Source organism: Ottowia sp. (genome assembly GCF_047601385.1).
Classification (GTDB): domain Bacteria; phylum Pseudomonadota; class Gammaproteobacteria; order Burkholderiales; family Burkholderiaceae_C; genus Ottowia.
The window spans coordinates 3172770-3187476 of sequence record NZ_JASGJP010000001.1; the positions used below are offsets into that span (position 1 = coordinate 3172770).

The window sequence follows — 14707 nt, forward strand, 5'->3', positions numbered from 1 at the left end:
GCCGAGCGCAGCGATGGCCCGTATGGGTTCCCCTTCCCCTCTGGACGTGCCGAGAAGCGCAGTGGACAGGGTGCGCGCATGCAGCGCAGCATGTATGCGCTTCGTGAACTGACTCGCCGGATTTGTTTGAACGGAGCGCGCAAGCGCGCAGTGAGTTATACGGCGGCACCCTGGCCACGAGCATCGCAGGTTGCCCGCAGCGCAGCGAAGGGACACGGCAAGTGGGGTCGCCTTTTCTTTGCCTACTTTCTTTTGGCGACGCAAAAGAAAGTAGGTGCGCCGCCGGGCGCACATCCCGGCCAGCAGCGCCCCCAGCCAAACCGCCGCCTGTTTCCAAGCAGAGAGCAAGCCGGGCAGGCAGCGCTTCACTTCACCCACTGGTTCAACTGAATGATCGGCAGCATCACCGCCAGCACGATCAGCATCACCACCACGCCCATGACGACGATCAGCAGCGGCTCCAGGATGGTGGCCAGCTGCATGGCGCGGCGCTGCACTTCGGCCGACAGTTGGGCGGCGGCGCGTTGCAGCATCAGCGGCAACTGGCCGGTCTGCTCGCCCAGGCGCGCGAACATCGCCAGCAGGCCCGGAAAGCGCTTCTTCTGCGCCAGCGCCGAGGCCAGCGGCGCGCCCTCGCGCACCATCACCAGCGCGTCCTCCGCGTCGGCGCGCATGGCGGTGTTGGACAGCGTTTCGGCCGCCGCCTGCAGGGCGCGCAGGATCGGCACGCCGGCGCCCGCCAGCATGGCCAGCGTGGCGCCGAAGCGGGCCGCGTTGTAGCCGCGCGCCAGCCGGCCGATGAGCGGCAGGCGCAGCCAGAAGGCGTCGAAGCGCTGGCGCAGCGCCGGGCTGCGCAGCGCCAGCCGGAAGGCGGTCGCGCCCAGCACCACGGCCGCCAGCACCCACCAGCCCCAGGCGCGCACGAAGCCGCTCAGCGCCAGCATCGCCACCGTCAGCCAGGGCAGGGCGTGCTTGGTGCCGGCGAACACCGTGGCCACCTGCGGCACCACGTAGCTGACCAGGAACACCACGATCACGATCGCCACCAGCGTGACGATGGCCGGGTACAGCGCCGCGCCGATCAGCTTGCCGCGCAGTGCCTGGCGCTCCTCCAGGTCGTCGGCCAGGCGCTCCAGCACGGCGCCCAGGTGGCCGCCCTGCTCGCCGGCGGCGATGACGGCGGTGTACACGCCCGAGAACTCGCGCGGGTGCTGGGCCATCGCCCGCGCCAGCGGCGAACCGGCGTTGACCTCGGCGCGCAGGCTGGCGATGAGGTTGCGCTGGCGCTCGTCCTCGGCCTCCTCCGCCAGCGCGGTGAGCGAGCGCTCCAGCGGCAGGCCGGAGCCCACCAGCCCGGCGAGCTGGCGCGTCCAGATGGCGAGCTGCGTGGCGTTGAACGCGCGGCCGCCGAACAGCGGCGCCGACAGCACCGATGGCCCCTCGCCGCTGGCGTCCACCGCGTCCACCGCCAGCGGCACCAGCGCCTGCCCGCGCAGCAGCGCGCGCGCGGCCTTGGCGGTGTCGGCCTCGATCACGCCCTTGCGGGTCTTGCCGTCGGGCTGGAGGGCTTCGAAGGTGTAGGCGGGCACGGGACTTCAAAAAATCGCCGCAAGGCGGCAGGCACCAATGGTAGCGGGGCCGCTCACAGCTTCTCAGATATTCATGGCGCCGCACGCCACCCGCAGCGCATGAAGCCCCAAGAGCCGAAAGGCCGCGGAGCAGGCCAGGCCAGTGCGTTCCTGGCCGGGGTTTTCCCGGCCAGCGGGCGCGCCCCGTCGAGGGGGGAGGCGCAACATCGCGCCGCGAGTGGAGCAACGGGGGTGGGTCATTTCAACGCGCGCATGCGCTCGGCGTACTCGGCCTCGATGCGGCGCAGGCGCGCCTGGCGCGCCGCCTCGCTGATCCACTCGGCCGAGCGGGCGCTCTCGAGGTCGAGCTTGCGCGTCAGCTCGGCGGTCGCCGCCAGCGAGCGGTTGTCGGCCGGCAGGAAGCCGGCGAAGTCGTGCAGCGCCTTCAGCACCACGCGCTGGCGATCGGCCTGGCGGCCCTGGCCGCGCCCGTAGCTCAGCAGGAATTCCTCGATGGCGCGGCGCAGCGCCGCGTCGTAGCTGCCGCGCACCACGATCACGCCGTGCGGCACCAGCTCGGACTGCCACAGCTCGCGCAGGCGCGCGGCCTCGTCCGGGAACTGCAGCGCGAAGCGCTCGAAGTCGGCGGTGTTGTTGGTGGCCAGGTCGGCCTCGTTGTTGGCCACCGCCAGCGCGGTGCGCTGGTGGGTGCCGACGATCTCGCCCCGGAAGGCGGTCTCGATGTCGATGCCGCGCGGCAGGAACAGCTCCAGCTTGGGCACGATGAAGCCCGAGAGCGAGCGTTTCTCCCCGCGCGCTAGGCGCCATCTGCCGGGCTCGGCCAGCACCGCGGCCAAGTCTGGCACCGGCCCGTCGCGGCGCGCCAGCAGGGTGGCGCGGTAGCCGGGCAGGCCGTCGTGCCGCACCACCTGCGCCACCACCCGCATGCCGTGCCGGGTGACGGCGTCCAGCGCCATCCTGCCGGGCAGGAAGGCCATGTCCACCTCGTCGCGGGCGATGGCCTGCTCCATCGAGTCGTACGAGGTGACCGACATCTTGCCGATCGGCCGCCCGACGGCGCGCGACAGCTCGGCCAGCATCGGCCCCCAGACGTCGCTCGAATCCTTGGTGCCGCCGATCGGCAGGATGCCGAAGCGGATCGCCGCGCCGCCCGGCTGCGCCCGCGCCGCCCACGGCAGCAGGCCGCCCAGCGCGCCCGCCAGCACGGCGCGGCGCGTGGCGCGCGCGGACATCGGGGCAGGGGTCGTGCATGGCATAGGCTGGACGATGCGGCAGGTTTGTGGCAGTGTCCGATCAGCTGGATTGTTACGGAAAACACGCTCGGTTTACAGCACATGAACGACGCTCCATCGGGATCGCAGGGCCGGCGCGGCTGGCCGTCGCTGGCGTCGCAGCTGGTCTGGCTGGCGGTGCTGCCGGCGCTGCTGGCGTCGGTGGCGCTGATCGCGCTGACCACGCGCCAGCACCTGCGCAGCGTGGAGGAGCACACCCGCAGCCAGGCGCAGGCGGCGGCATTGCAGCTGGCGGCGTCGGCGCAGCCCCTGCTGGCGGAGGACGACCGGCGCGCGCTGCGGCGCCTGGCCGAGGCCGGCGTGGCGCAGCCGCACGTGCGGCAGTTGTCGATCTGGTCGGGCGAGGGCGAGCTGATGGCCCGCGTGGCCGCCCCCGATGCGCAGCGCGCCGGCAGCTTGCAGGCGAGCGCGCCGGTGGGCGCCGGCGGGCCGCCGCAGGGGCAGGTGGTGATCGAGATCGGCCTGGACGAGCTGCGCGCCGCCGAGCGCGAGGCCTGGGTCAGCGTGCTGCTGGCGGTGCTGGCCTGCCTCGCCGGCGTGCTGCTGGCGGGGGCGTGGGCGGCGCGGCGCATCGGCGCGCCGATCCGCGAGCTGGCGCGCGCCGTGGCGCGGCTGGGCGCGGGCGAGCCGGCCCAGGTGGCGGTGGGCGGCGCGCCCGAGGTGCGGCAGTTGCAGCAGGGCTTCAACGCCGCCGCCCGCGCCCTGCGCGACCACCACGACGAACTGGCCGAGCGCATCCGCGAGGCCACCGCCGAGCTGGCGCGGAAGAACCAGCAGATCGAGCGGGCCAGCCAGGCCAAGACCCGCCTGCTGGCCGCCGCCAGCCACGACCTGCGCCAGCCGCTGCACGCGCTGACGCTGTTCTCCGACGGCCTGGCGCGCGGCGAGACCGACCCGGCGCGGCTGGAGCGCATCCGCCACGTGCGCGAGTGCGTGGCCTCGCTCGACCACCTGTTCTCCGAGCTGCTCAACATCTCCCAGATCGACGCCGGCGTGCTGCGCCCGCGCTGGGCCGACTTCGCGCTCGACCGCGTGCTGGACGACGTCAGCCGCAACTTCCGCCCGGTGGCCGAGGACCGCCACCTGCGCCTGGTGGTGCGCCACACCGGCCTGTGGGTGCATTCGGACTATTTCATGCTGGTGCGCGTGGTCAGCAACCTGGTGGCCAACGCGCTGCACCACACGCGCCAGGGCGGCGTGCTGGTGGGCGCGCGGCGGCGCGGCGAGCGCGTGCGCATCGACGTGGTGGACACCGGCGTCGGCATCGCGCCCGAGCACCGGCAGCGCATCTTCGAGGAGTTCTACCAGGTCGCTCCCGGCCGGCGCGGCCTGGGCCTGGGCCTGGCGACGGTGCAGCGGCTGGCCGGGCTGCTGGGCGCCGACGTGCGCCTGACCTCGGCCGAGGGCCGCGGCACCTGGGTGCGGGTGGAGCTGCCCCTGGCGCGGCCTCACCCCGAGGCGCCGCCGGAGCTGGGCGCGCCCACGCTGGCCGAGCTGGACGCGCGCGTGCCGCAGGGCGAGGCCGACGCCGCGCGCCTATGCCTAATGGCCGATACCGGCCAGCTTGATCCGGCGCCGGGTTGAGCGGTATCGTCGGCCGTCACCCCCTGAAACCCGCCATGAAAATCCTCATCGCCGACGACCACCGCCTGATCGTGGAGGCGGTGGCCGAAAAACTGGCCGAACTGGGGCCCGGCGTCAGCTTCGTGCAGGCCCTCAGCGTGCAGGAGCTGCTGGACGGCATCGGCGCCGACCTGGACCTGGCCATCATCGACCTCGGCATGCCCGGCGCGCGCGGCATCGATCACGTCGCCCAGGTGCGCCGGCTGCGGCCCGGGCTGCCCATCGTGGTGCTGTCCGGCCACGAGGATCCGGCCGTCATGCGCGCCGCGTTCGACGCCGGGGCCAGCGGCTTCATTCCCAAGGCGTACTCGCCCGAGGTCATGCTGTCGGCGGTGCAACTGGTGCTGTCGGGCGGCACCTACGTGCCGCCGATGATGATGAACCCGCCGGCGCTGGCGGCGCCGCAGCCGCCGCTCGCGTACGGCGGCGTCACGCGTTCGCTGGCGCAGCTGCGCAACGTGCTGACCGAGCGCCAGTTCGAGGTGCTGAGCCTGCTGACCGAAGGCCAGCCCAACAAGCAGATCGGCCGCAACCTGGGCATCAGCGAAGGCACGGTCAAGATCCACCTGGCGGCGATCTTCCGCGTGCTGAAGGTGCGCAACCGCACCGAGGCGGTGGTGGCGGTGCGGGAGCTGAGCAACGCCTGAGCCCTGCCTGGGGTTTCAAGCCAAATCGGCCTCCAGCGCCCGCCAGTCAATCGCTGGCAGCTATTGATACAGTAGCAATCGGCGACCCGGGAAGCTGGTACCACCGACAGGAATCGAACCTGTATCTAGCGCTTAGGAGGCGCTCGTTCTATCCATTGAACTACGGCGGCGGGGCCGGTGGATTGTATCGGCGGGCCTGCGCGCTCAGTCGAACGACAGCCGGTAGATCAGGTCCACCGCCGCGTTCTCGCCGGCCTGGCCGCGCAGCGTCCAGCGGCGCGACAGCTCGTAGAAGATCAGCAGCGTGCCGCTGGCGCCCGACAGGCTGTGCTCGTAGGCGGCGTACAGCCGCTCGGACAGGCGCTTGCCCAGCGTGACGCTGGCGCCGGCGAGGGTGCCGCTCTCGGCGCCGGCGAAGCTCAGCTCGTCCAGCCCGAAGCGCGAGGCCAGGCCCCGCCCCTCGCGCCCGCCCAGCAGCGCCAGCGCGGCCGATTGCAGCATGGCCGCCTCGGCACCCGTGCTGGGCGCGGCGCGGCCCAGCAGCAGCCAGGCCAGGGCCTCGTTGTCGGGCAGCGCGGGCTGCGAATACAGGCGTATGCGCGGCAGCAGGGCGGTGCCCTGCACCTGGGCGCCCACACGCTGGTCGCTGGCGTAGTTGGGGCGCAGGGCGATGATGTCCAGCGTGGGGTTGCCGGCATCGCCGCTGAAGACGATGTTGCCTCGGCTGATCTGCAGCTGCTGGCTGTAGGCGCGCACGGTGCCATCGACGGTGCGCACGGTGCCGGTGAGCTGCGGCAGGGTGGTGATCGGCCCGTTCGCGGCCAGCGTCAGCGTGCCGGCCAGCCGCGTGTCCACGCCCAGGCCCTGCACGCGGAAGTCCTCGCCCAGGTCGATCTGCACGCTGGCGGCGACGCTGAGCGGGCTGGCCTCGGCCTCGCGCTGCTCGGCGCGTTTTTCAGCGGCCGCGGCCTGCTGGCCGGCGGCGCTGGTGGGGCGGGCCACGGCGCCGGGCGCTTCCTTGCCGGTGCCGACCTGGCCGCCGGCGCCGCGCACGATCACGTCGCTGCCCAGGCTGGGCGCGCTTTCTTCCGGCAGCACGATGCGCGCGCGGTCCACGCGCAGGCGGCCGCCGGCCTGCACGGCGCGGCCGTCCAGCGCGGCCTGCACGCTGCCCGAGACGGTGAGCTGCCGGTCGTCGCGGATGCTGGCGCGCAGCTGGTCCAGCGTGGCGTCCAGCCGGGCCCGCGCGCGGCCGTCCACCCAGCCCGCTTCGCCGGTGGCGCGCAGCGTGCCGCCGGCGCCCTCGCGGCCGGCGCCGCGCAGCAGGAATTCGTCCACCAGCAGCCGCGTGCCGTCCAGCCGCGCGCGCAGCCGGCCGCCGCCGAACTGCAGGCCGTCCGCCACCGAGCGCAGCGCCAGTTCGTCCGCCGCCAGCGTGCCGCCCACCAGCGGCGCGGCGCGCGTGCCGCCGATGCGCGCGTCCGCCTCCAGCGCGCCGCGCAGCCGCCAGCCGGGCGGCGCCAGCACCGACCAGGCCGAGATCTGCGGCAGCCGCGCCTGCAAGTGCCCTTGCAGCGGCGCGCTTTCGGGCCAGGCCCACCGTGTGCGGCCCTCGGCGCTTGGCGTGGCGCTGAGTTCGGTGCGCAGCGCGCCGTCCACGGTGCCGGCGCGCGTGCTGTCCCATTTGACTTGCAGGTTCAGCGCCTGCCCGCTGCTGGTGAGCGCCACGCGCGCCTCGCGCAGGCCGGCGGCCACGCGGCTTTGCAGGCCGGTCTGCGCGTCGGTGGCCAGCACCGTCAGGTCGCCGCTGGCGCGCGCCAGGTGGGCGCTGACGCGCAGCGCGCGGCCCAGCGCGGCGTCCCAGCCACCGTCGAAGACCACGTTGCCGGTCAGCCCGGCGTCGGCCAGGCGCGTGCCGGCGAGGCGCTCCACCCATTCCAGCGGCAGGCCGGTGAGGCGGCCGGTGGTGGTCAGCTCGCCGCCGTGCCAGCGCGCCGGCCCCCAGACGACGACGGCCTGCGACACGGGGGCGGGCGAGGTCAGGGTGAGTTCGCCCGCGCCGGCGTCGAACTGCCCGCCGCCCTGCGGCGACCAGGCGAGCGGCACGGCGGCGCGCGTGGCGAGCTGCCAGGTGCCTTCGCCCAGCGCCGGGTCGCGCACGCCGGCCTGCACGGTGCCGAGCGTGAGGCGCCAGGCCGACTGCGCCAGTGGCGCTGTCGTTGTGGAGCGCGCCTGCGGCGCGCTGGGCGTGGTGCGGCCGCCGCTGGCGGCCAGGCGCAGGTCGAGCTGGCGGTCGCCCTGCGCCACGCGCCCGCTGGCGTCGATCTGCGCCTGCGCCAGCTTGCCGGCGAGGTTGAGGGCCAGGTTGCGCGCCTGCAGGGGCGGCGCGCCGTCGCCCGGCGGCTGCACGTCGAGCTGCGGCACGGCCAGGCGTGCCTGGAGCTGCGGATCGCGCCAGCCGCCGCGCCAGTCGGCGGTGAGCGTGGCGCGGCCGCGCGCCTGGGCGCCGGCCAGCGCGTCGGCGGCACCGGGCAGCTTGCGCGCCCAGGCCAGCAGGCGCGCGGCGTCCTGCACGTCGGCGCGCAGGGTGCCGGCGCCGCTGGCGGGCTGGGCTTCGCCCTTCAGCGCCAGCGTGGCGCCAGGCGCGGTGAAGCTCAGGTCGGCGCTGCCGCCGGGCGCGGCGGGGTGCACGCGGGCCTGGCCGGCCAGCTCGGCCTCGTCGGTGCGCACGCGCAGGCGGCTCAGGGTGAGCAGGCCCTGGTCCCAGCGGCCGGTGGCCTGCGCATCTTTCAGGCGCAGCGCGCGCAGGTCGCGCGCCAGCGCCTGGGCGGCCGTTTCGCCGGCGCGCCTGGGCGGGTCGGCGCGCTGCGCGCGCGCCTGCAGCGCGGCGTCGAAGTCGATGGCGCTGCCCGCGCCGGAGACCTGGGCCGTGCCGTCGACCGGGAAGGCCGCCAGCTGCGTGTGCAGCGCGGCGGGGTTGACGGCGTTGATGCGGGTGTCGATCTTCCAGCCGCCCGCCGTGCCGGCCCAGCGGCCGCTGGATTCGAGCGTGCCGCCGCCCAGCTGCGCGGTGAGCGCGCGCACGTCGGCCGCGCCGCCGGCCCAGTCCACGTCGGCGCGCAGGCTGGCGAGCGGCAGGCGGCGCTGGTCCCAGGGGCCGGGCTCGGCGTTGGCGAGGTCGGCCTTGACGGCCCAGCCGGGCGCGGCGCCGGCGGGCAGCGGCGCCAGGTCGAACTGGCCGGTGAGGCGGGTGTGCGGCGCCTCGGCCCACAGCGCGCCGAGGTCGAGCGCGCGCACGCGGGCATGCGCCTCGGGCAGCGGCTGCGCGGCCCAGGGGGTGATGCGGGCGCTGGCGTGGGCTTCGGGCAGGTCGGCGTCGCCGGCTGCCGGTGCGGCGGCCGGCGCGCGCGGGTCGGGCAGGGCGGGCGCCTGCGGCTCGGCGGGGGCCGACGCTGCGCGGGCGGCGGGGTCGGCGCGCACGTCGGCCTGGGCGCGCAGCTCGGACAGCGGCCCGTGCAGCGTGGCTTGCACGGTGAGCGGCACGGGCGACTCGGCGCCGGGCACGGGCGCGGCGAGTGCGCCGGCCAGGGCCAGCTCCAGGCTGACCGGCGCGTGCGCGGTGACGGCGGCGCGGGCGCGGTAGAGGCCGCCTTCGACGCGCGCGCGGTCCAGCTCCAGCAGGTGGCGCGCGCCGTCGTAGTCGAAGCGGCCGGCCACGTCCTGCATGCTGTAGGGCGGCGGGCCGGCCCAGCGCAGTTCGCCGGCGGCCAGCTCCTTCACTTGCAGCTTGATCGGCAGCGCGACGGATGGTGGCGGGCCGGCGGCGGGTTCTTGGCTCTTCGGGCGCTGATCGTCGATTTCGATGCGGCTGGCGCCGAGGTGGTCGATGCGCAGCGTGCGCGCCAGCAGGGCGGCGGGGGTCCAGCGGATCTCGGCGTCGTGCACCTCCACGCGCAGGCCGCCCTGCTCCCACACCAGGCGGCGCACCTTGCCGGCGCTGCGCAGGTTGCCGGTGACTTCGTCGGTGACCAGGGGCTGCGCCGCGCCGGCCCAGCGCAGCGCGGTGGCGAGCGAGCCTTCGCTGCCGGCCCAGATCCACACGCCGGCCAGCGCCAGCAGCAAAGCCAGGAGCAGGCCGCCCAGCCCCCAGGCGAGGGCGCGCGGCCAGCGTCGGCGCGGCCGCGGAGGTTTTGAGTCAAATTGGCCTCCAGCGCTTGCTGGATCAGCGCTGGCAGCTACTGAATCGGTAGCATCCGTCATCAGAACACAAAGCCCACGGTCATGTGCAGGCGGAACTGTTTGGACTTCAGGCCGTAGGCCACCGACAGCTCCATCGGCCCCACGGGCGAGATCAGCCGCACGCCGGTGCCCACGCCCCAGTGCGGGCGCAAATCGCCGATGCGGTTGGCGACGCCGCCCACGTCGATGAACAGCGTGTGTTCCAGCAGGCCGGGGAAGCGGTCCTGCAGGATGGGGCGCTGCCACTCCACGCTGCCCACCGCCAGGTAGCGGCCGGGGCCGATCCAGTCGCCGCCGTTCGGGTTGGCGCCCAGCGGGATGCCGATGCTGCGGTAGGCGTAGCCGCGCACGGTGGTGTCGCCGCCGGTGCGCAGCAGGTAGGTGCCGGGCAGCCGCGCGCTGTCGGGCGCGAGGATGGCGCCCAGCTCGCCGCGCACGGCCAGCCGGCTGCCGCCGTCGCCCACCGGCAGCAGGCCGAGCGCGCGGCCGTTGAAGCGCGCGAAGGGCTTGCGCTCGCCCAGCAGCGTCATGCCCACGCCTACGTCGGCCTGCACGCCGAAGCCGCGCGTGGGCGTGGGCAGGGTGTCGAAGTAGCGGCCCGTCCAGGCGTAGTTGGCGCTGACGGCGGCGCCGTCGCCCACCAGCGCGGCGGGCGCGTCCACGCTGGCGGCGCCGGTGACGTTGGCGTGGTCGTACTGCAGGTAGAAGTTGCGGTCGTAGCGCTCGGTGAGCTTGGCCAGGCCGACCTTGACGGTCTGCGAGGTGGTGATCAGCGAGCCGTCGTCCTGCCGCATGTGGCGCGCGAACACCGCCTTGCGCCAGCCTTCGGCGTCGGGCAGCGAGGTCAGCTCGGTTTGCAGCAGCGGCGCCTTCTGGTCCAGGTTGAGCTTGGTCTCGGCGCGCCACGAGGTGCCGAAGAAGGTGTTGTCGCGGTGCTCCAGCGACACGCGCGGGCCGCCGTCGGTGCTGTAGCCCACGCCCAGCTGCACCTTGTGGCGCTTGGCCTCGGTGACGGCGTAGGTCACGGGCGTGGCGGCGGGGTCGCCCTCGGGGTCGATGCTGATGTAGGCCGAGTCGTAGTAGCCGCTGCCGGCCAGGCGCTGCTGCGCCTCCACCAGCTTCTTCTGGTCGTACACGTCGCCGGGCGCCAGCCAGGACAGGCGCTCGGGCAGCCAGTCGGGGTAGCGCTCGGCGCCGCGCACCACGGAGGGGCCCAGGTGGAAGGGCGGGCCGGAGTCCAGCCGCACGGTCAGCGCCGCCTGAGCGGCGGGCGCGTCGACGTCGGCCACGCTGTAGCCGACCTGGCCGCGCGGGTAGCGGCGCTCCACCAGCTGGCGCAGCGCGTCGGTCTTGGCGCCGGACCAGCGGTCCTGCGTGAAGCGGCGGCCCTCGGGCAGGCGCCAGCCGCGCGCGATGTGCTCGCGCTGCGCGCGCGCGTCGGCATCGGCGGTGGCGGCGATGTCGCCCTCGAACTCGACGTTGACTTTGCGCACCGTGGTGGCCTCGCCCGGGGCGATGGCGATCACGATCACCGGCCGCGCGCCGGCGGTGGCCTCGCGGCGCAGCTTCACGTCGGGGCTGAAGTAGCCCTCGGTGCCCAGCAGGTTGCGCACGTCGCGCTCGGCCAGCACCAGCAGGCGCGCCAGCTCGGTCTCCTCCAGGTCGGCCACGGCGCGGTAGCGTTGCAGTTCGTTGTGGCGCTCGACCAGCGCGCGCAGGTCGTCGTCGGCCACTTCCACGCGGATGTCGAAGGCGGGGTCGGCCGGGGGCGTGTCGGCCTGCCCGCGGCGCGCGGTTTCCTCGCGCTGCGCCGGCTGGCCGGCGTCGTCGGCGCGAAGCAGCGCGCAGCCCGGCGCCAGCAGGGCGGCCAGCAGCGCGGCGAGGCAGGCGGCATGTTGTTTGGACGGCACGCGAGAAGTTTAGTGGCCGGGCTTGTCGGACAAGGCCGCATTCGGCGCCCGGCCTGGTCTGGCGCGTGTCCGTTTGTGACGGCTTTCTTGACCTGGGCGGGGCGGGCGTTGGCCGGGCGGCCCACAATGGCACGCATGCTCCCAGCCAGCGTACCCCTGCCGGGCTTCAGCGCGCCGTCGGTCGGGTTCGAGCAGCCCTTCGAGATGCTCCACGCCTGCCACGAACGGGTGCGGCGCAGCCTGGACCTGCTGCGCCGCGTGCGTGCCCACGTCGTCCGGCACGGGCATGACGCCGCCTCGCGCAGCGCGGCGGCCGACGTGCTGCGCTACTTCGACCTCGCCGGCCCGCTGCACCACCAGGACGAGGAGCTGCACGTCTTCCCGGTGCTGGAAGACCACCCGCAGGCAGCAGTGCGCGCCGCCGTCGCCGAGCTGCGGGCCGACCACCGGCGCATGGAGGCGCAGTGGGCGCGCCTGCGGCAGGTGCTGCTGCGCTGGCAGGGCGACCCGGCGGCGGCGCTGCCGACGCCGGAAGACGACGCGCTGATCGACGAGTTCATCGCCGGCTACCAGCGCCACATCCCGCTGGAGGAGACGCTGGCCTACCCGGCCGCGCGGCCGCGCTTCGACACCGAGGCGCTGGCCCGGATTGGCAATGAAATGGCCGACCGGCGTAGGACTGGCGGGCGCTAGCAGCTATTATTTGGAGAGCAGACGCATGGCGTCTTCCAGCCCCTTGAGCGTCAGCGGCACCATGCGCTGGCCCATGAGCTGCTGGATGACGGCGATGCTCTGGCGGTACTGCCACACGCCCTGCGGCTCGGGGTTGATCCACACGAACTTGGGGAAGGCGTGCGTGAGGCGCTGAAGCCATTCGGCGCCCGGCTCCTCGTTGTTGTATTCGACGCTGCCGCCGGGCTGGAGGATCTCGTAGGGGCTCATCGTCGCGTCGCCGACGAAGATCAGCTTGTAGTCCTTGTTGTACTTGCGGATGATGTCCCAGGTGGGGAACTTCTCGGCGAAGCGGCGCCGGTTGTTCTTCCACATGAAGTCATAGACGCAGTTGTGGAAGTAGTAGAACTCCAGGTGCTTCAGCTCGGCCTTCACCGCTGAAAAGAGTTCTTCCACGCGCTGGATGTGCTCGTCCATGGTGCCGCCCACGTCCATCAGCAGCAGCACCTTCACGTTGTTGTGCCGCTCGGGCACCATGCGGATGTCCAGCCAGCCGGCGTTGGCGGCGGTGGAGCGGATGGTGTCGGGCAGGTCCAGCTCCAGCTCGCTGCCGGTGCGGGCGAAGCGGCGCAGGCGGCGCAGGGCGACCTTGATGTTGCGCGTGCCGAGTTCCTGCGTGTCGTCGTAGTCCTTGTAGGCGCGCTGGTCCCACACCTTCACGGCGCTGCGGTTCTTGCCCTTGCCGCCGATGCGGATGCCCTGCGGGTTGTAGCCCCCATGGCCGAAGGGGCTGGTGCCGCCGGTGCCGATCCACTTGCTGCCGCCTTCGTGGCGCTCCTTCTGCTCCTCCAGGCGCTTCTTGAGCGTCTCCATCAGCTCGTCCCAGCCCATCTTCTCGATGGCGGCCTTTTCCTCGGGGGACAGTTCCTTTTCAAGCACCTTGCGCAGCCAGTCGGCCGGAATCTCCTTGCGGAAGTCGGCCAGCATCTCCACGCCCTTGAAGTAGGCGGCGAAGGCGCGGTCGAACTTGTCGAAGTGCTTCTCGTCCTTGACCAGCGCGGTGCGCGCCAGGTAGTAGAAGTCGTCGATGCTGCACGCCTCGGGCTGGTTCGGGCCGACCACGTTGGCCTCCAAGGCTTCCAGCAGGGTGAGGAATTCCTTGACCGACACCGGCAGTTTGGCGGCGCGCAGGGTGTAGAAGAAATCGATCAGCATGAAAAGACCTTCCTGCGCTCAGTCGGCGGGCGCATAGCGCTGCAAAAGGTAGAGCAGCTGCGCCCGGGCCTCGGGCCACTCGCCGGCCAGCATGCTGTACATCACGGTGTCGCGCACGGTGCCGTCGCGGCGCGGGGCGTGGTGGCGGATCACGCCGTCCCGCTTGGCGCCCAGGCGCTCGATGGCGCGCTGGCTGGCGAAGTTGTAGTTGTCGGTGCGCCAGCCCACCACGGCGCAGCTCAAGCGTTCGAAGGCGTGGCCCATCATCATCAGCTTGCACGTGGTGTTGACGTGCGTGCGCTGCGCGCTCTGGCGGTACCACGTCCAGCCGATCTCCACGCGCCTGAGCGCGGGCGCGATGTCGTGGTAGCTGGTGCAGCCCAGTACCGTGCCGCTGGCTTCATCGAGCACGGCGAAGGCGAAGCGCGTGCCCTCGGCGCGCATCTTCAGCGCCGTCTCGACGTAGGCGCGCGTGTCCTGCGGCTCGGGCACCGAGGTGACGCGGATCTTCCACAGTTCGCCGTCGGCGGCCGCGGCGGCCAGCCCCGCTTCGTGCGACAGCGCCAGCGGCTCCAGCCGCACGCCGCGATCGCGCAGGACGACGGGCTCGACGAAGGCCATGCGCGGGACTCCTGGCGGGGCTCGTCAGCGGTTGCGCTGGTTCATGAACACCAGCTTCTCGAACAGCGTCACGTCCTGCTCGTTCTTCAGCAGCGCGCCCACCAGCGGCGGCACGGCGACCTTGTCGTCCTTGCTTTGCAGCGCCTCCAGCGGAATGTCCTCGGCCACCAGCAGCTTGAGCCAGTCGATCAGCTCGCTGGTGGAGGGCTTCTTCTTCAGCCCCGGCAGGCCGCGCACGTCGTAGAACACCTTCATGGCGGCCGACAGCAGCTCTTTCTTCAGGCTGGGGAAGTGCACGTCGACGATCTGCTTCATCGTCTCGGCTTCAGGGAACTTGATGTAGTGGAAGAAGCAGCGGCGCAGGAAGGCGTCGGGCAGCTCCTTCTCGTTGTTGGAGGTGATGAAGACCACGGGCCGCTGCTTCGCGCGAATGGTCTCGCGCGTCTCGTAGCAGTGGAACTCCATGCGGTCGAGCTCGCGCAGCAGGTCGTTGGGGAATTCGATGTCGGCCTTGTCGATCTCGTCGATCAGCAGGGCCACCGGCTCGTCGGCCGTGAACGCCTGCCACAGCACGCCCTTGACGATGTAGTTGTGGATGTCCTTCACGCGGTCGTCGCCGAGCTGGCTGTCGCGCAGGCGGCTCACCGCGTCGTACTCGTACAGGCCCTGCTGCGCTTTGGTGGTGCTCTTGATGTGCCATTGCAGCAGCGGCAGCTTCAGCGCCTCGGCCACTTCCTCGGCCAGCATGGTCTTGCCGGTGCCGGGTTCGCCCTTGACCAGCAGCGGGCGCTTGAGGGTGATGGCGGCGTTGACGGCCAGCATCAGATCCTGCGTGGCGACGTAGTTTTCGGAGCCTTGGAATTTCATGTCGGAGCGGAGCGGGGGGTGGCGGGTCGGCC

Annotated in this window: 10 protein-coding genes and 1 tRNA gene; 3 read left to right on the plus strand and 8 right to left on the minus strand. The window is 73.0% G+C overall.

Annotation, left to right across the window (positions count from 1 at the left end):
* Positions 1-365 precede the first annotated feature (365 nt).
* Both gspF and phnD read right to left on the minus strand, forming a co-directional pair.
* Positions 366-1589 carry a type II secretion system inner membrane protein GspF gene (gene gspF, locus QM772_RS15405; RefSeq protein WP_415137980.1) on the minus strand — a complete coding sequence of 408 codons (1224 nt, stop codon included), beginning with the start codon at positions 1587-1589 and terminating at the stop codon, positions 366-368.
* 236 nt (positions 1590-1825) lie between these two features.
* On the minus strand, positions 1826-2821 hold the full coding sequence (gene phnD, locus QM772_RS15410; protein ID WP_415137982.1) for a phosphate/phosphite/phosphonate ABC transporter substrate-binding protein: 996 nt from the start codon (positions 2819-2821) through the stop codon (positions 1826-1828).
* A 102-nt stretch (positions 2822-2923) separates the two neighbouring features.
* On the opposite strand from phnD, the gene QM772_RS15415 reads away from it, so the two are divergent.
* Positions 2924-4465, plus strand: coding sequence for a sensor histidine kinase (locus tag QM772_RS15415; RefSeq protein WP_415137984.1), 1542 nt, complete (start codon positions 2924-2926; stop codon positions 4463-4465).
* A 35-nt stretch (positions 4466-4500) separates the two neighbouring features.
* On the plus strand, positions 4501-5151 hold the full coding sequence (locus QM772_RS15420) for a response regulator (RefSeq protein ID WP_415137986.1): 651 nt from the start codon (positions 4501-4503) through the stop codon (positions 5149-5151).
* Between the two features lie 95 nt (positions 5152-5246).
* On the opposite strand, the gene QM772_RS15425 is transcribed toward QM772_RS15420, so the two are convergent.
* From QM772_RS15425 to QM772_RS15435, 3 genes are all read right to left on the minus strand, one after another.
* Positions 5247-5321: transfer RNA gene (locus QM772_RS15425), tRNA-Arg, on the minus strand.
* 34 nt (positions 5322-5355) lie between these two features.
* Complete coding sequence (locus tag QM772_RS15430; RefSeq protein WP_415137988.1) at positions 5356-9273, minus strand: translocation/assembly module TamB domain-containing protein; 3918 nt, start codon at positions 9271-9273, stop codon at positions 5356-5358.
* Positions 9274-9410: 137 nt separating this feature from the next.
* On the minus strand, positions 9411-11300 hold the full coding sequence (locus QM772_RS15435; RefSeq protein ID WP_415137990.1) for an autotransporter assembly complex protein TamA: 1890 nt from the start codon (positions 11298-11300) through the stop codon (positions 9411-9413).
* 135 nt (positions 11301-11435) lie between these two features.
* Here QM772_RS15435 and QM772_RS15440 point away from each other — a divergent pair, with 135 nt between their 5' ends.
* Complete coding sequence (locus tag QM772_RS15440; protein WP_415137992.1) at positions 11436-11993, plus strand: hemerythrin domain-containing protein; 558 nt, start codon at positions 11436-11438, stop codon at positions 11991-11993.
* A gap of 6 nt (positions 11994-11999) precedes the next feature.
* Here the strand turns inward: QM772_RS15440 and QM772_RS15445 are convergent, their stop codons facing one another.
* Genes QM772_RS15445 through QM772_RS15455 form a run of 3 tightly spaced genes read right to left on the minus strand, consistent with a single transcriptional unit; the run spans position 12000 to position 14675 of the window.
* Positions 12000-13187, minus strand: a complete 1188-nt coding sequence (locus QM772_RS15445; RefSeq protein ID WP_415137994.1) for a vWA domain-containing protein — start codon at positions 13185-13187, stop codon at positions 12000-12002.
* A gap of 18 nt (positions 13188-13205) precedes the next feature.
* A complete protein-coding gene (locus QM772_RS15450; protein ID WP_415137996.1) occupies positions 13206-13808 on the minus strand; it encodes a GNAT family N-acetyltransferase in 603 nt (200 codons plus the stop codon).
* 24 nt (positions 13809-13832) lie between these two features.
* On the minus strand, positions 13833-14675 hold the full coding sequence (locus QM772_RS15455) for an AAA family ATPase (RefSeq protein ID WP_415137998.1): 843 nt from the start codon (positions 14673-14675) through the stop codon (positions 13833-13835).
* Positions 14676-14707: the final 32 nt, after the last annotated feature.